At 62.9% G+C, this 15,597-nt stretch carries 15 protein-coding genes; 12 read left to right on the top strand and 3 right to left on the bottom strand.

Annotated elements, in window-relative coordinates; genetic code table 11:
• The first annotated feature begins 74 nt into the window (after positions 1–74).
• The 3 genes from LPA36_RS21920 to LPA36_RS21910 all read left to right on the top strand — a co-directional run bounded on the left by LPA36_RS21920 (position 75) and on the right by LPA36_RS21910 (position 2,745).
• Positions 75–1,397, top strand: coding sequence for a sugar efflux transporter (locus LPA36_RS21920; RefSeq protein WP_228881433.1), 1,323 nt, complete (start codon positions 75–77; stop codon positions 1,395–1,397).
• A gap of 264 nt (positions 1,398–1,661) precedes the next feature.
• Positions 1,662–1,925, top strand: coding sequence for an H-NS family nucleoid-associated regulatory protein (locus tag LPA36_RS21915; protein ID WP_228881430.1), 264 nt, complete (start codon positions 1,662–1,664; stop codon positions 1,923–1,925).
• A 40-nt stretch (positions 1,926–1,965) separates the two neighbouring features.
• The gene (locus tag LPA36_RS21910; protein WP_228881426.1) at positions 1,966–2,745 is read left to right on the top strand and encodes a class II aldolase/adducin family protein; all 780 of its coding nucleotides are present in this window, start codon (positions 1,966–1,968) and stop codon (positions 2,743–2,745) included.
• Positions 2,746–2,919: 174 nt separating this feature from the next.
• Here the strand turns inward: LPA36_RS21910 and pcaG are convergent, their stop codons facing one another.
• Positions 2,920–3,510 (bottom strand): protocatechuate 3,4-dioxygenase subunit alpha, encoded by a 591-nt coding sequence (gene pcaG, locus LPA36_RS21905; RefSeq protein WP_228881832.1) that lies wholly within the window; start codon positions 3,508–3,510, stop codon positions 2,920–2,922.
• Positions 3,510–4,217, bottom strand: a complete 708-nt coding sequence (pcaH, locus tag LPA36_RS21900; RefSeq protein ID WP_228881423.1) for a protocatechuate 3,4-dioxygenase subunit beta — start codon at positions 4,215–4,217, stop codon at positions 3,510–3,512. The genes pcaG and pcaH overlap by 1 nt, the downstream gene beginning before the upstream one ends.
• Positions 4,218–4,323: 106 nt before the next feature.
• On the opposite strand from pcaH, the gene pcaQ reads away from it, so the two are divergent.
• Together pcaQ and LPA36_RS21890 are read left to right on the top strand one after the other, a co-directional pair.
• Entirely contained in the window at positions 4,324–5,304 is a 981-nt protein-coding gene (gene pcaQ / locus LPA36_RS21895) for a pca operon transcription factor PcaQ (protein WP_228881420.1), read from the top strand.
• 196 nt (positions 5,305–5,500) lie between these two features.
• Positions 5,501–6,619, top strand: coding sequence for a 4-hydroxyphenylpyruvate dioxygenase family protein (locus tag LPA36_RS21890; protein WP_228881417.1), 1,119 nt, complete (start codon positions 5,501–5,503; stop codon positions 6,617–6,619).
• Positions 6,620–6,625: 6 nt separating this feature from the next.
• Here LPA36_RS21890 and LPA36_RS21885 read toward each other — a convergent pair whose 3' ends face one another.
• A complete protein-coding gene (locus LPA36_RS21885; protein WP_228881415.1) occupies positions 6,626–7,255 on the bottom strand; it encodes a helix-turn-helix domain-containing protein in 630 nt (209 codons plus the stop codon).
• A 289-nt stretch (positions 7,256–7,544) separates the two neighbouring features.
• Here LPA36_RS21885 and LPA36_RS21880 point away from each other — a divergent pair, with 289 nt between their 5' ends.
• From LPA36_RS21880 to LPA36_RS21850, 7 genes are all read left to right on the top strand, one after another.
• Positions 7,545–7,970: a hypothetical protein gene (locus LPA36_RS21880; protein ID WP_228881412.1), complete on the top strand. Its 426-nt coding sequence runs from the start codon at positions 7,545–7,547 to the stop codon at positions 7,968–7,970.
• A 104-nt stretch (positions 7,971–8,074) separates the two neighbouring features.
• Positions 8,075–9,709 (top strand): NADP-dependent glyceraldehyde-3-phosphate dehydrogenase, encoded by a 1,635-nt coding sequence (locus LPA36_RS21875; RefSeq protein ID WP_228881409.1) that lies wholly within the window; start codon positions 8,075–8,077, stop codon positions 9,707–9,709.
• Between the two features lie 227 nt (positions 9,710–9,936).
• Complete coding sequence (locus LPA36_RS21870; protein WP_228881405.1) at positions 9,937–10,917, top strand: ABC transporter substrate-binding protein; 981 nt, start codon at positions 9,937–9,939, stop codon at positions 10,915–10,917.
• 107 nt (positions 10,918–11,024) lie between these two features.
• On the top strand, positions 11,025–11,999 hold the full coding sequence (locus tag LPA36_RS21865) for an ABC transporter permease subunit (protein ID WP_228881403.1): 975 nt from the start codon (positions 11,025–11,027) through the stop codon (positions 11,997–11,999).
• On the top strand, positions 11,996–12,769 hold the full coding sequence (locus tag LPA36_RS21860) for an ATP-binding cassette domain-containing protein (protein WP_228881400.1): 774 nt from the start codon (positions 11,996–11,998) through the stop codon (positions 12,767–12,769). Before LPA36_RS21865 ends, LPA36_RS21860 begins: the two co-directional genes overlap by 4 nt.
• Before the next feature lie 106 nt (positions 12,770–12,875).
• Complete coding sequence (locus LPA36_RS21855; protein ID WP_407674319.1) at positions 12,876–15,326, top strand: penicillin-binding protein 1A; 2,451 nt, start codon at positions 12,876–12,878, stop codon at positions 15,324–15,326.
• Between the two features lies 1 nt (position 15,327).
• Positions 15,328–15,579, top strand: a complete 252-nt coding sequence (locus LPA36_RS21850; RefSeq protein ID WP_228881398.1) for a response regulator — start codon at positions 15,328–15,330, stop codon at positions 15,577–15,579.
• The last annotated feature ends 18 nt before the right edge of the window (positions 15,580–15,597 follow it).

Genomic DNA, 15,597 nt, shown 5'->3' with positions numbered 1-15,597 from the left:
GCGTTCCAGCCGGTCGCAGCCTGCGTTCTGCCCATGCCGGGCTCCCTGTCGTGCCTTCACCTGACTCTCGCTCCGTGCTGAAGAACTCACGTTTTTTCGATCTGTTGCGCATCCCCGGCTTCAAGCCGCTTGCGGGCGCAACCTTGATGCTCGGCGTGGCGATGTCGTTTACCGCCCCGTATCTTTCGCTCTTCGGTATCGAACGTGCAGGCATGACGCCGTTTCGCCTCGGCTTGTTCATGACGCTGATCGCGGCAAGCGGCGTGCTGGCGAGCACGCTCGCGGGCCGCTGGAGCGATGCAAGCGGGCGTCACCGGCCGCTCCTGCTCGCCTCGCTCGGCGCGGCGACGCTCGGTTACCTGTGTCTGTGCGTTGTGCGCGACTACCGGCTGCTGCTGGTGGTGGGCGTTCTTTTTATCGGCGCGGGCAGCTCGGCGATTTCGCTGGTGTTCTCGTTCAGCCGCGCCGCGCTGCCCGTCGCCGACGACGCCGGGCGCGCGTTCGCGAGCGCCTCGTTACGCACGATCCTGTCGGCCGCGTGGGTGTTCGGGCCGGCCGTGGGCGCGCTCGTGCTCGCGGGGACCGGCTTCTACGGGCTCTTCCTCTTCGCCGCCGCGAGCTTCGCGGCGTGTGCCGCAATCGTCTCGCGCACGAAAGAGCCGTCCGGGCACCTCGGCGATCATACGGTCGCAGATACGGCCTCTGAGCCTGCTTCGTCGATCACCGTGCCGCCGCTGAAAGCGCCTGGCGACGACGCCCACGAAGCCGGTATTGCCGCGGCCTCGGCAAACGACATCTGGCGCGCGGTCGTCGCACTGACGCTGATCGGGCTTGCCGCGAACGCGACGATGATCGTGCTGCCGCTTTACATCGTGCACGGGTTGAATGGATCGCGGCTCGACGTGTCGATCATGCTCGGGCTCGGCGCGTTGAGCGAAATCCCGATGATGCTCGCGCTCGGCGCACGCTCGTCCACGTTGCACAAGCCGACCTGGCTCGCCGCATGCGCGGCCGTGCACGCGGTGTATTTCGTCGCGATGGCGCTTGCGGGCAACGTGGACGTGCTGATCCCGATGCAGCTCCTGAACGCGTTTGTGGTCGCCGTCACGTCGTGCCTCGGCATGACCTACGTGCAGGATCTGATGCCGGCATCGCCCGGCAAGGCGACCGCGCTGTTCTTCAATGCGGCGCGGCTCGGGTCGATTTTGTCGGGTGTTTTGTCGGGCGTGCTCGTCGGAACGTTCGGTTATCGCGGCACGTTTGTGTTTTGCGGCCTGCTGGCGCTCGGTGCGCTCGTGCTGTTCGCAGTGCCGGGCTATCGGTATCCGCAGATGGCGCGCGCGATTCGCGGTTATGTCGAACGAAAGCTCATTGCGCGGCGCGCGCCAGAACAATAATGGCGTAAAAAGGGCGGCGCGCCGCGCGTTGCTTTACAATTGGCAACAGTGGGTCATCCGGTCCCGCAATGCCGACCGGATTTTTTTCTGACACGCTGACTGGCCCACTCTCATTTCCGGAAATTCCGGAACCCGGTTTCGCCGGAAATGCCGCGTGAATCTCATTCACCGGGGCCGCGTCAACACCAATAAAAGGCTTCGCTGGCAATTGCGGGGCCTTTGTCTATTCAGCGCACGCCTTTCCCGCAAGGGGAGCGGTGCATCATGATGGAGCGGGAGGAACAGCGGATGTTCGACGCCGACGGAGAAGCGCGCGATCGATTGATCGTGTGGATACGCCGCCGCATGGAAGAGTACGGCATCACAATGACGGACCTCGCAGCGGCCATTGAAGCCGACGCAGCCGCATTAAAGGCGCCGATGTATCGGGATGCGTACGGAAATACCTGGGACGGTGAAGGCGACAGGCCGGAATGGCTGACACGTGCCATTCACGCCGGACAGAATATCGATCATTTCCGGTGCTGATTTAAACGCGCCGTCATTGCGCGATTATCGGAGACACAAAATGGCAACGGTCGCGCCTTCGCACGCTTTCAGTGCTGAAGAATGGGCTACCCGCTGCGAGCTTGCAGCGCTTTATCGCCTGATTGCCCATTTCCGGATGACGGACCTTATCGACACGCATATCACCGCGCGTGTACCGGGCCCAGGGCATCACTTTTTGATTAACCGCTACGGCGTGCTGTTCGACGAAATGCGCGCATCCGATCTCGTGAAAATCGATAGCGCGGGCCGCGTCGTCGATGCGGAGAGCGCCGCGCGCGATCCCGCGTCATATCGCGTGAACGCCGCTGGTTTCACGATTCACTCCGCCGTGCATGCCGCGCGGCCCGATCTGCATTTCGTGATTCATACACACACCGCGGCGGGTTCGGCTGTATCTGCCCAAAAGCAGGGCTTGTTGCCGATCAGCCAGCACGCGCTCAAGTTTTACGGCTGTCTCGCGTATCACGACTATGAAGGCATCGCGCTGGATCTGGGCGAGCGCGAAAGACTCGTGGCCGATCTCGGTTCGTGCAACGCGATGATCCTGAGAAATCATGGATTGCTGGTGGGCGGACGGTCCGCCGCGCTGGCGTTCCAGGAAATTCATTTCCTCGAACGCGCATGTCAGATTCAGGTCCAGGCGCTTGCTGGCGGCGCGGAACTGAGTTTTCCGTCCGAAGCGGTTTGCCGGCTCACCGCCGACCAGTTTCAACGCGATGATTCCGACGGCATCGCCGAACTTGCCTGGCAGGCGGCGTTGAGGCTCGTCGATCAGGGCGCGGTGGATTACCAGAGCTAGGTTTTCCCCTTTGCCTCGCGCCGCGAAGACCCAAAAAAAATGCCCGCTCGCGGCGGGCAAAAGGTTACGTTGGAGTTTCGCGAAGTTTTCGCACGGGCATTCTGAAGTGCGAGTGTGAAACTTTCGTGAAGACGCTTGCGGTCTGTTCTTGCTGGTCCCTCGCCGCTACATGCGTTACAGGTCGAAGAAAACCGTCTCGTTCTCGCCCTGCATGTGGATGTCGAAACGGTACACGGCGTTTCCCGCACCGGTTTCCCGCCGTGCGATCAACGTATGCCGGCGCTCAGCCGGGACGGACGCCAGCACTGTGTCCTTGCTGTTTGCTTCCGCTTCGTCCTCGAAGTAGAGGCGCGTGAACGTGTGCAGCAGCATGCCGCGCATCAGCACGATCACGTTCACGTGCGGCGCGTCATCGCCGGCCGCCGCGGCCGGCTTCACCGTCTGCACGATAAAACGCTTTTCGGGGTCCGTTCCTGTACCCACGCGTGCAAAGCCCCGAAAGCCCGTGCGCCCGATATCGGCGTGCGACTTCGGGTAGTTGCCGGCCGCATCCAGTTGCGACATTTCCACCATCGCGTCGCCGATCACCTTGCCGTCGCCGTCGAATACCTGGCCCACGATCGTGATGTGTTCGCCGGGCGTTTCGTGGTCGACGAGCACTGTCGTGAAAAGGCTCTTCAGATCGAAGTTGTATTGCTCGGGGCACAGTCCGTAAGCGAAGTACGGGCCGACTGTTTGTGAAGGCGTCTGTTTGAGAGTCATGATCAACGCTCCATCGGTGTTTCGTTGCGGCCGCGCAGCACGATGTCGAACTCGTAGCCAAGCGCAAAGCCCTCTTCAGTCACATCCAGCGAGAAGCGCGAAATCAGCCGCTCGCGCGCCTGCTCCGGCGTGCCCTGGAAGATCGGGTCGAACGCAAGCAGCGGGTCGCCGGGGAAATACATCTGCGTGACGAGACGCGAACCGAAGTGGTCGCCAAAGAGCGAGAAGTGAATGTGATTCGGACGCCACGCGTTCGGATGGTTGCCCCACGGATACGCGCCCGGCTTGATCGTCATGAAGCGATAGCGGCCGTCGTTGTCCGTCAGGCAGCGCCCTGCGCCAAGGAAGTTCGGGTCGAGCGGCGCGTCGTGCTGATCGGTCTTGTGCACATAGCGGCCTGCGGCGTTCGCCTGCCACACTTCGACGAGCGTATTGCGCACCGGGCGGCCGCCTTCGTCGAGCACGCGGCCCGTTACGATGATGCGCTCGCCTACCGGCGCACCGTTTTTTGCTGCATTGCGGGTGAGGTCGTTGTCGAGCGCGCCCAGGTCTTCGGCGCCATAGACAGGCACATGCTGGTCGCGAAGCCGTTCCTTTAACGGAATCAGCGGACGGGTCGGCCCGCGCTTCACGGAAGATCCATAACCGGGGTAAACGTACGCCGGGTGGGACGCGAAGTCGCGCGGCGCCAGAAGGAGGGAATCGTCCATCGGGTGTCTCCTGATGTTGATTTGATGGCTGGGGATGACGCGACTTTATCGAACCTGAGCGGTTATGCAAAATGACGTTTTCTTGAGTTTCGTATAACCTGACGTTATGCAACGCAGTCTCGCGGACAGCCGCGTCAAATTCCGTCATTTGCAGTGCTTTCTTGCCGTCGCGCAGTTTGGCGGCGTGCAGAAGGCCGCGGAGAGCCTGTCGATTACGCAGCCGGCCGTCTCGAAGACGGTTGCCGAGCTGGAGTCGATCCTTGGCGTGCGGCTTTTCGAGCGCGGCCGGCATGGCGCCGTGCCCACGCGCGAAGGGCAGCTTTTCATGCCCCATGCGAGCGCCTGCGTAAGCGCGCTGCGCCAGGGCGTCGATCTGCTGGCGCGGGAGGCAGGCGCGGCGCCCGCCACCCTCGACGTTGGCATTCTTCCGACCGTCGCAAACGCGCTCGTGCCGCCGGTCCTGAAGCTTTTCGCAACGCAATGGCCGCAGGTCGTGGTGCGGCTCATGACGGCTTCGAACACGGAATTGCTCGCGAGGCTGAAGGCGGGTGCGATCGAGTGCGCGATCGGGCGCCTCGCCGATCCGGAGCGAATGGTCGGGCTGAGCTTCGAGCAACTCTATCGTGAGCCGCTGGTTGCGGTCGTGCGGGCCGGGCATCCGCTCGCGACGCGCACAGCGCCGCCCGCTGCGCTTCTCGATGGCTTTCCGGTTGTGTTGCCGCAGTACGGCACGCTGATCCGCCAGTCGGCGGAAAGCCTGCTCGCGGCGTGGGGCGTGCCGCCGCTAAAATCGTTTGTGGAGATGCTCTCGGTATCGGTCGGACGCGCGTTGACGCTCGAGAACGACGCGGTCTGGTTCGTGCCCGTCAGCGCGGTCGAATACGATCTGTCGCGCGGTGAGCTGGTGCGCCTTGCGCTACCGTTCGCGGGAACGGAAGAGCCCGTCGGGCTGATCCTGCGCACCGATACGCAGCCTTCGCCCGTTGCGCGCGCCCTGATCGACGCCGTGCGCGCCGTCACGCGGCAGCGCATCGCGCCCGTCGCCGGGAAGCCGCGGGCGCGCAAACACCGCGGCCCGGCGCGCTGATTGCTACGGGTTGCTGTCGGTCGCCATTGCAGCACGGCGGTCGCCAGTCTGGACGAGTGTGAACCGTCCGGTACAAAATGCGGGTTGCGGGAGATCACGCGGACGGTGTACAAACACGGTTCAAAAGGCGCCGGGTGTGATGGGTTACCGGCGCGCACGGGAGTCAGGCGTTACCGCAACAGTCAAGGAGAGAGTCATGCCCAGCGATCTGCCCAGTCCGACCGCTGCCCTCAGTGCCATCGCCGACGTCGAACACAATCCGCTCGGCACAGCGGGCCTCGAGTTCGTGGAGTTCGCCGCGCGCGATCCGCTGGCGCTTGGCCGCACGTTCACGCAGCTCGGCTTCAAGGCGATTGCGCGGCACGTCAGCAAGGACGTCACGTTGTTCCGGCAGGGCGAGATGAATTTCCTGCTGAACGCCGAGCCGGATTCGTTCGCCTCGCGCTATGCAGAGGAATACGGCACGGGCGTGTGCGCGATCGGCATTCGCGTGGCGAACGCGCAGCAGGCGTTCGATCGCGCGATCGAGTTTGGGGCGTGGGAATTTGAAGGCGAGAACGTCGGCAGAAACGAGTTGTGGATACCCGCCATTCAGGGCATCGGCGATTCACACATCTATTTCATCGACCGCTGGCGCGGACGCGGTGGCCAGCAGGGCGGCCTCGGCGACATCTCGATCTACGACATCGACTTTCGTCCGGTGGACATCGACACCGCGCGAGCCGATCTGAGCCACGCGGGAAACGGGCTCATCGCCGTCGATCATCTGACGCAGACAGTCGGCGCGGGCCGTATGCAGGAATGGCTCGACTTCTATCGTGGGCTGCTGAATTTCCGCGAGATTCACGAGTTGCACGCGAACTGGCATGTGTCGGCGGATTCGCGTGTGATGGTGTCGCCGTGCGGCGCGATCCGCATTCCGCTTTACGAGGAAGGCACGCCGCGCACGAACCTGATGCACGACTATCTGCCCGATCATCCGGGCGAAGGCGTGCAGCACATCGCGCTCGCGACGGAGGATATTTTCGGCTGCGTCGACGCGCTGATCGCGAATGGCCTGTCGTTTGTCGAACCGCCGCCGCGCTACTACGAGCAGATCGACGCGCGGCTGCCTGGCCACGGACTCGATGTCGAGCGGCTGCGGCGCGGCCGCATTCTTGTGGACGGCGAGATTGGCGCCGATGGTGTGCCGCTGCTTTTCTTCCAGACGTTTGTGAAGCGGAACCCCGGCGAGATCTTCTTTGAAATCGTCCAGCGGCGCGGTCATCACGGTTTCGGCGAAGGCAATCTCAAGGCGCTCGCCGAAGCGCGCTAAACGGTCCTATTTCTTTGCCGCCGATTCGATGGGGGGCTGCGGGACGTCCGAGCCCGTCGCCATCCAGAGCACTTCGGCGTCTTCCTCGCTGGTGGACACCGCTGCGTGCCCTGTGCGGCTGTCGAAGTAAAGACTGTCGCCGGCGTTCAGATGCGTCGGTGCGTACAGCTCGGAATAGAGGCACACGCTGCCGCTGATGACATACAGAAACTCTTCGCCTTCGTGACGACCCCAGTCGTCGAACGCGTCGAGCGTGTGCGCTGAGATGCGAATGCGGAAGGGCAGCATTGCCTTGTGCGCGAGATCGGTGGCGAGCAGTTCCATCTGATAGCCGCGATACGCGTGACGTTGCCCCGCATCCTTGCGCGTGAGCGCGCGCCGCCCGCTTGCGCTGACTTTCGGTGTCGAGCCGAACAGTTCGCCCAGATCGATCTTCAGGCCGTTTACGATTTTCTGCAGCACGTCGAACGTCGGCGACATCAGGCCGTTTTCGACTTTGGAGAGGGTCGAGCGTGAAACGCCGCACAGGCGGCTGGCGTTCTCCAGCGTCAGGTCGTGCGCGAGGCGTGCCGCGCGCACGCGCCGTCCGAGATCGGACGTGGGCGATTCGACCGGCTTGAGGGTGTGGGTATCCATTTAACGATGCGAAAAGCGCGCGCTCAGGCGCAATGTGTTTCCGATCATAACATTGCGTGAGCGGCGCGGGCCCGGCTCAGGGTTTGACGCTCCTGCCCCGGAAAGGCCCCTTCTTTTCCCATCGGAAACCGATATTGCCTGACGCCCGCGCACGATCATGTTCCCTGATTAGTCACAGTATCGTCACCGGATCGCGTTATGCCGTTATTGCAGCCGATGACGCTGCTTAAGATTGCGACATGGCTGTCGTTATCCGGACTATGCAATCCAGGGGTCACAACGTATGTCGGTGAGCCGTTCCATTCATCACGCTGCTCCGGTCGTGCGGGCGCTCCACGCGCGCGCGGGCGTGATGATGCTGCCACGGCAGGCCGCCGACGCGCTTTCGCTGCGCTATCACCTTTCTCTCGCGGTGCTCGACGCCGGACACGGTTCGCACCATCACCTCTCGTACGTCACACAGATCCTGATGCTGACGTACGTCCTCGTGGAAGCGGGGTACGGCGAATATCCTTCGGCGGAATTCCTGAGCGCGATGAACGGCGCGAGCGCTGCGTTTGCACGCGGCCAGCAGGCCGGCGAATGGTTTCTTGAACGGGAGACGGCAGACCGTTTCGCCGCGATCCTGATGCTGCATGACCAGCAACTGCTATCGGTGCCGGTCGCCGACATTGCGATCGCGAGCGACAGGGCCGCTGCGATGTCAGGTATGTGACAGCCTGCCAGTAAGGCGATGCGCTTTCCCGTCCTTCGAGGATGCAGGTGATCGATCTTTGACGTGATAATGGCCGTTCACGCGAACGACCCGAAGGGAAAACCATGTCCACGATCGATTTCGAAACGCTGAAGCAACGCTTCCCTGCGGCCGCTGACATTCCGGAGGAGTTTCGCCTCGCGTCGCCGATCCATCAACGCATTTCGCTCGTCGACGGCGAGTTCGTCAATTGGGACGGCGCGTGCAAGACCGTGCTGTCGCCGATTTGCGTGCAGCAGCCGGACGGCTCCGTGCAGCAGGTCGAGATCGGCAGCTACCCGGTGATGGGCGACACCGAAAGCGAAGCCGCGCTGGATGCGGCGGTCAAGGCTTACGATTCGGGCCGCGGCGAATGGCCGACGATGGCCGTCGCGCAGCGCATTGCGTGCATGCAGGATTTCATCAAACGCATGGTGGCGCAGCGTCAGCTGATTGTTAACCTCATCATGTGGGAAATTGGCAAGAGCCTTGCCGATTCACGAAAGGAATTCGACCGCACCGTCGAATACATGGCGGCTACCATCGAGGCGCTCAAGGAGCAGGACAACAGCAATTCGCGCTTCATCATCGCCGAAGGCACGATTGGCCAGATCCGCCGCACGCCGCTTGGCGTCGTGCTGTGCATGGGTCCTTACAACTATCCGCTGAACGAGACGTTCGCCACCCTGATTCCGGCGCTGCTGATGGGCAACACGGTGGTCTTCAAGCCGCCCCAATATGGCACGTTGCTGTTCTATCCACTGCTTGAGGCCTTCCGTGACGCCTTCCCTAAAGGCGTGATCAACACGATCTATGCACCAGGCGCCGTGGTCGTGCCGCACATGCTGGCGACCGGCAAGATCAACGTGCTCGCGCTGATCGGTTCAAGCAAGGTCGCCGACCATCTCAAGAAGCAACATCCGAAATCGCACCGTCTGCGCGCGATCCTGGGTCTTGACGCCAAGAACGCGGCGATCATCCTGCCCGACGCCGATCTCGATCTGACGGTCAAAGAATGTCTGCTAGGCGCGTTGTCGTTCAACGGTCAGCGTTGCACCGCGCTCAAGATGCTGATCGTGCACGAATCGATTGTCGACGCATTCCTTGCACGCTTTACCGAAGCGCTAGGCAAGCTGAAGGTCGGCATGCCATGGGAAACGGGCGTGAACATCACACCGCTGCCGGGCCTGCACAGAACCGCGTATATGACAGACGCCATCGACGATGCCAGGGCGTTGGGCGCGCACGTCGTCAACGATGCGGGCGGCACGTTCTGCCAGACGCTGTTCTATCCGGCGGTCGTTTATCCGGTGAAAGAAGGGATGAAGCTCTATCGCGAGGAGCAGTTCGGCCCGCTCATCCCGGTGACGACGTTTAGCGACATCGAAACCGCACTGGAATATGTGATCACGTCCGATCACGGCCAGCAGGTCAGCATCTTCGGTTCGGATCCGGCGCAGATTGGCGAACTGGTCGATCCGCTCGTGAACCAGGTGTGCCGCGTGAATCTGAACTGTCAGTGCCAGCGCGGGCCCGACGTATTCCCGTTTGCCGGCCGCAAGGATTCGGCGGAAGGCACGCTTTCCGTAACCGACGCGTTGCGCGCGTTCTCGATCCGCTCGATGGTCGCCGCAAAGCAGACCGAGGACAGCAAGGCGTTGCTCGACGCAATCGTGAACGACCATCAGTCGAAGTTCGTGAATACGGGCTTCATCTTCTAGGCCGTTTCGGCGCGTCCCACGATTTGAACGCTACAGCGTGACAACGGAAGTTGTCGCTCCGCAGCGTCACGTCCAGACGGATGCATTCATGCGGATTCGATGCAGGAAAACACCAGGGCCGCTTGAGGCGTGCGTGGGTATACTGGCCCACTGCCCGGCGTTAGAAGCCTTGGGAAGATGAGGATGGCCAGGCACCGTCAGTCGGACTCAACAGGAGGAAGACAGGTATGAAGCACATCGTATCCCGCTATCTGGTTGCCCTTTCAACCGTTGCTGGCTGTTCATTCGCCGGTCTCGCGCACGCGGACGCAGCGCATCCGGTCGTCGCGCTCTTGCCTGGCGTCACCGATCCTTTCTATTTCACGATGCACCGCGGCGCTGAGCGTGCCGCGAAGGAAGAGCACGTCGAGTTGCTGTTCCAGGTGCCCAAGGCATGGAACACCACGGAGCAGGTGCCCATTCTGAAGGCGTATATCGCGAGACACCCGGACGTCCTGCTGGTTTCGCCCGTCGACAAGCAGCAGCTGATCGGACCGTTGAAAGAAGCCGCTGATGCTGGCATCAAGGTGATCACCGTCGATACCTACATCGGCGATGGCCATTACCAGACGGGCAAGGGCGACGCGGATTTCCCGCTCTCCTATATCGCTTCCGACAATCTCGAAGGCGGACGCGTCGCCGCACGCGCGCTCGCGAAAGCGATCGGCGACAAGGGCACCGTGTACTGCGAGAACAACAAGCCTGGCATCTCGAGTACCGATGCGCGCGCCGAAGGCTTCGCGGATGAAATGAAGAAGCACCCGAACATCAAGGTGCTGCAAACGCAATACAACGAGGACGACGCGAACAAGGCTGCATCGCACGTGGCCGCCGTGCTCGCACGCAACCCCGATCTTGCTGGTGTGTTCGGCGCCAACACGTTCTCGGGCAGCGGCGCGGCGCAGGGCGTGAAGGCGGCGGGCAAGCAGGGCGTCGTGAAGGTCGTCGTGTTCGATGCCGTGCCGGGCATCGACGAACAGATCCGCAGCGGCCTCGTCGATATCGCGATTGCGCAGCGTCCGGATGAAATCGGCTACTACGGCGTGAAGTTCGCCGCCGACGTGATCCGCGGCAAGAAGGTGCCGACCATGAAGAGCACGGGCTTTATCGTGCTGGACAAGAACAACGTCGACAAGCCGGAAATGAAGCAGTACATCTATTCGAACTAGCTGAACGGGCCGGACCCGCAGAACGCCTGCGAATCAGGCCATACGCCCCGTGCGTGCGAACGCGCGCACGGGCGCCGCTCCCGCCATCCCGGACCACCGGACAATTCATGGAAAACTCACGTCTCGACCGGCTCGCGCTTATCAGCAGAATCTGGCCCTGGCTCTTCCTGTGCGCGCTGCTGGTGTTCTTCGAAGTCTGGGCGCAGATTTCGGATCATCGCTCGTTCATATTCAACGCGTACAACCTGCAATCGATCGGGCTCGCGGCCAGCGCGCCGCTCCTGCTTGCCATCGGGCAGACGTTCGTCATCATCACGGCGGGCATCGATCTTTCGGTGGGCTTCGTGATGGGGCTTGCAGCCGTATGCGTCGCACAGTTCACGATTCCCGGCGGCAACGCACCGTGGATCGTGCTGCTTTCGATTCCGGCGACGATTCTCGTGTGTCTCGTGCCGGGGCTCGTCAACGGCGTGCTGATCGCGCGGCTTGGCGTGCCGGCATTTATCGGCACGCTCGGCATGTATGGCGTCGCGCGCGGCGTGGGGTTTCTCGCGGCGGGCAGCGGCATGACGGTGCCGGTGAACAATCCCGGTCTCGCGTGGTTCGGTCATGGCTGGACGCCCGTCGTGCTGACCGCCATCCTGCTGCTCATCATGCACTTCGTGCTTTCAAAAACCCGCTTTGGACAGTACACGTACGCCATCGGCGGCAATCCACAGTCGGCGGTTCGCGCGGGTATCAACGTGCGGCGACATCTGTTCGTGATCTACCTGATCGCCGCGGCGTTTGCTGCGATTGGCGGCATCGTCTATACGTCGCGCTTTGCCGCGGGCGCCGCGAACGCCGGCGAACCGATGCTGCTCGATTCGATCGCGGCAGTGGTCATTGGCGGCGCGAGTCTCTTTGGCGGCACGGGCAATGTGATCGGCACGCTGATTGGCGCGCTGATCATCGCGGTGATCGAATTCGGGCTGGTGTTTATCGACGTCAACGCGTTCTGGCAGTTCATCGTGGTGGGCATTGTGATCATCATGTCGGTGCTGATCGACCAGTACAAGGAACGGCTTGGAGGTGCGCAATGAGCACCCCGATACTCGAAGCACGCGACATTTCGATCCGCTTTGGCGGCGTCGAGGCGCTCAGGCGCGTCTCGCTGCATGTGATGCCGGGCGAAGTGCTCGCGCTTGCCGGAGATAACGGCGCGGGCAAATCTACGCTCATCAAGGTGATTTCGGGCGTCTATCATGCCGACGCCGGCCAGCTGCTGTTCAACGGCACGCCGATGCAGTTGCGCGATCCGCAGGACGCACGCGCGCAGGGCATCGAAACGATTTACCAGGACCTCGCGCTCGCCGACAATCTCGATGTCGGCAGCAACATCTTTCTCGGGCGCGAACCGGTGCGCCGGCAGTTCGGCATCCAGGTGATCGACCGCGAACGCATGGCGCAGGTCGCGCGCGAAGTGCTGGAGCGGCTCGACATCGTGATTCCCGAGCGCAAGCTGGGCGGTCCCGTGAAGATGCTGTCGGGCGGCCAGCGTCAGGCGATTGCGATTGGCCGTGCGATCTACTGGAACGCGCATCTGCTGATCATGGACGAGCCCACGGCCGCGCTCGGCGTTCCCGAACAGCGCAAGGTCATGGAGCTGATCGCCGCGCTGAAGGCAGAGGGCGTCGCCGTCATTCTGATCTCGCACAACCTGCACGATATCTTCGCGATTGCCGATCGTATCGTCGTGCTGCGTCGTGGCGAAGTGGCGGGCGAGCGGCTCGTGGCGGGCACGAATGGCGAAGAGATCGTGCGCCTGATGGTCGGCGATACCTATGCCGACCCGCGAGGGTCAACGCATTAGCAAACCCGTGGTAAGGGCTTTTGTTCCACGCGATTTCTGGCCTTAAGCCTTGACGTCCCACGGCTTTTGGTACGATTCAGCCTTTTCAAGCTGATGGCAGGCCCGCGTGGACCGCAAAAACACGTCATTTGTTCGTGACTATTGCCAGGCTCAAATCGCCCGGATCAAGCCGGTTGTAGCAGACCGGCTGCAACGCATGCGTCATCCGACGCTTCGCGGCGTCGCGCTTACGCTCGCCGCGTTTCCGGCGCTCATGCTGCTGTATGTGCTGGTGCTGATTCCGTTCACGCCGGGCATTGGCGACATCCGCAAGGCGAAGGTCGAGCAGCCGGCGCGCGTCTTTTCCGCCGACGGCAAACTGCTCGCCGAGTTTAAGCCGAGCAACCGCGAATGGGTCAAGCTCGCCGATATCTCGCCGCATGTGGTCGACGCGCTGATCGCAACCGAAGACCATCGCTTCTATGAACATCACGGCCTCGACTGGCGGCGCACCGCGTCGGCGGCGCTGCATACGTTCTCGGGCGACCGCCAGGGCGGCTCGACCATCACGCAGCAGCTCGCACGCAACCTGTATCCCGACGAAGTGGGCCGCGCGCCCACGCTCACGCGCAAGCTGAAGGAAGCGATCACCGCGTTCAAGATCGAAGCGGTCTATACCAAGCCCGAAATTCTCGAAACGTACCTGAACACGGTGCCGTTTCTCTACAACGCGTACGGCATCGAGATGGCGGCGCGCACCTACTTCGACAAATCCGCCGACGATCTCGACGTGCTGCAAAGCGCGACGCTCGCCGGCATGCTGAAGGGCAACAGCTACTACAACCCGGTGATCAATCCGGATCGCGCGCTGCAGCGGCGCAATATCGTGCTGGCGCAAATGGTGAAGTACGGACGTCTTTCGCAGGCGTCGTATGCGTCGCTCATCAAACGTCCGCTGCGCGTCGATTTCGAACGCCAGATCGAACCGCCCGGCCCCGCGCCGCACTTCGCGCAGCAGCTGCGCAAATGGCTGATTTCATGGGCCGACCGCAACGACTACAACGTCTACTCCGACGGTCTGGTCGTGCGCACGACGATCGATTCGCGGCTTCAGACCATGGCGACCCAGGCCGTCATGCTGCAGGGCAATTCGCTGCAGGGCATCGCGAATTCGGCATGGGGCGCGCGCGCCGGATGCAGCAACGGGCACGACCTGATGCAGACGTTCGTGCGCGAAACGCCCGACTACCATGCCGCGCGAGATTCGGGACTGAGCGATGAGGACGCGCTCAGGCGCCTCGCGTCCGATCGCCATTTCATGCAGGCGCTGTGCGACAGCAAGACGCGCGTGCAGGCCGATTTTCTTGCGATCGATCCGCGCAACGGGCAGATCCGCGCGTGGGTCGGCAGCCGCGATTTCGGGCAGGACCCGTTCGATCACGTCCAGCAGGCGCGTCGCCAGCCGGGCTCGACGTTCAAGCCGTTTGTATACGGCGCCGCATTCGAAAACGGCGCGACACCCGACGACACGTTCATCGACCAGCCCGTCGAAATCCCGCTCGCGGGCGGCGAGGTCTGGAAACCTTCCGACGACGAAGCGCCCACCGGCCGCCCGATGACGCTGCGCGATGCGCTCACGTATTCGCGCAACCGGATCACCGCGCAACTGATGCAGGAGGTCGGGCCTTCGAAGGTCGCGCGTCTTGCGCGTGCGATGGGCGTGCGCGACAGCCGGCTCGATGTAGTACCGTCGCTTGGCCTCGGCACGAGCCCTGTCACGCTGAAGGAAATGGTCTCCGCTTACGCGACGATCGCGAATCGCGGCGCTTACATCGAGCCGGTGATGGTGACGCGCATCGAGGACCGTAACGGCGAGGTGCTGGCCGATTTCGCGCCGGTTACCGGTAGCCAGGCGTTATCGGTCGACGCGGACCAGACACTGCTCGACGTGATGCGCGACGTCGTCAATCGCGGCACCGGTTCGACGATCCGTTCGCGCTTCGGCATTCGTGGCGATGTCGCGGGCAAGACCGGCACGACGCAGGACAACGCCGACGGCTGGTTCATCCTGATGCATCCGCAACTCGTCGCGGGCGCGTGGGTCGGTTTCAACGACAGCCGCGTGACGCTGCGCAGCGATTACTGGGGGCAGGGCGCGCACAGTGCGTTGCCGGTTGTGGGCGATTTTTACCAGCGCGCGTTGCGCTCGCGTGTGATCGATCCGCAGGCGCGTTTCCCGAAGGAAGAGCCGGGCACGTTCTCCGTGTGGTTGGCGAAGGCGCGCGAATGGGCTGGACAGCTTTTCGCCACGAAGCCGAAACCTGAAGTGGCGGCCGGTACGCGTCACACGCCGCGTCCGCGTCCGGCGGTCACAACGCCGTTGGCGGCGTCTTCGGCTGCAGCAGCGGCTTCGGCGCCTGCCTCTTCGGTGGCTTCCACGCCGCGAGCGCTGCCGCCGCTTCTGCCGCCGGTCGTTGCGAGCGCGCCGCAGGAAACCGGTGGATTTGGCGCCGCCGAGCCCGCTTCTTCGCCGACGCCGACGCCCGATGCGCCGTCCCCAGACACCGGGGAACCGTGAGGTGGGATCGACGCTGTTGCAAGGCATGCGGATTCTGCTCGCCGACGACGCAGTCGAATCACTACAGGCGTGCCAGAACCTGCGCGGTCTGGTGGTGCGCAGGTGCGTGCCGGCACTTGCGATGACCGGCTTCACGCGCCAGCAGGACATCGCGCGCGCGATCCGCGCGGGCTATAACGGACATCTGGCCAAACCCGTTTCGCTGCAGTCGCTGCTTGACCGGATTGCCGACGTGACGGGGCGCCTGCGCTAGCCGCTTCAGGTACGATGT

The organism is Paraburkholderia saeva, from assembly GCF_907164555.1.
Classification (GTDB): domain Bacteria; phylum Pseudomonadota; class Gammaproteobacteria; order Burkholderiales; family Burkholderiaceae; genus Paraburkholderia; species Paraburkholderia saeva.
This window is presented reverse-complemented; position numbering and strand designations above follow the sequence as displayed.

Excerpts from the sequence above, each read along its gene's own strand:
- LPA36_RS21885 (WP_228881415.1), bottom strand. The coding sequence starts at position 7,255 with ATGGATACCCACACCCTCAAGCCGGTCGAATCGCCCACGTCCGATCTC.
- LPA36_RS21915 (WP_228881430.1), top strand. The coding sequence starts at position 1,662 with ATGATGGAGCGGGAGGAACAGCGGATGTTCGACGCCGACGGAGAAGCG.
- pcaQ (WP_228881420.1), top strand. The coding sequence starts at position 4,324 with ATGCAACGCAGTCTCGCGGACAGCCGCGTCAAATTCCGTCATTTGCAG.
- LPA36_RS21875 (WP_228881409.1), top strand. The coding sequence starts at position 8,075 with ATGTCCACGATCGATTTCGAAACGCTGAAGCAACGCTTCCCTGCGGCC.
- LPA36_RS21890 (WP_228881417.1), top strand. The coding sequence starts at position 5,501 with ATGCCCAGCGATCTGCCCAGTCCGACCGCTGCCCTCAGTGCCATCGCC.
- LPA36_RS21870 (WP_228881405.1), top strand. The coding sequence starts at position 9,937 with ATGAAGCACATCGTATCCCGCTATCTGGTTGCCCTTTCAACCGTTGCT.
- pcaH (WP_228881423.1), bottom strand. The coding sequence starts at position 4,217 with ATGGACGATTCCCTCCTTCTGGCGCCGCGCGACTTCGCGTCCCACCCG.
- LPA36_RS21860 (WP_228881400.1), top strand. The coding sequence starts at position 11,996 with ATGAGCACCCCGATACTCGAAGCACGCGACATTTCGATCCGCTTTGGC.
- LPA36_RS21865 (WP_228881403.1), top strand. The coding sequence starts at position 11,025 with ATGGAAAACTCACGTCTCGACCGGCTCGCGCTTATCAGCAGAATCTGG.
- LPA36_RS21910 (WP_228881426.1), top strand. The coding sequence starts at position 1,966 with ATGGCAACGGTCGCGCCTTCGCACGCTTTCAGTGCTGAAGAATGGGCT.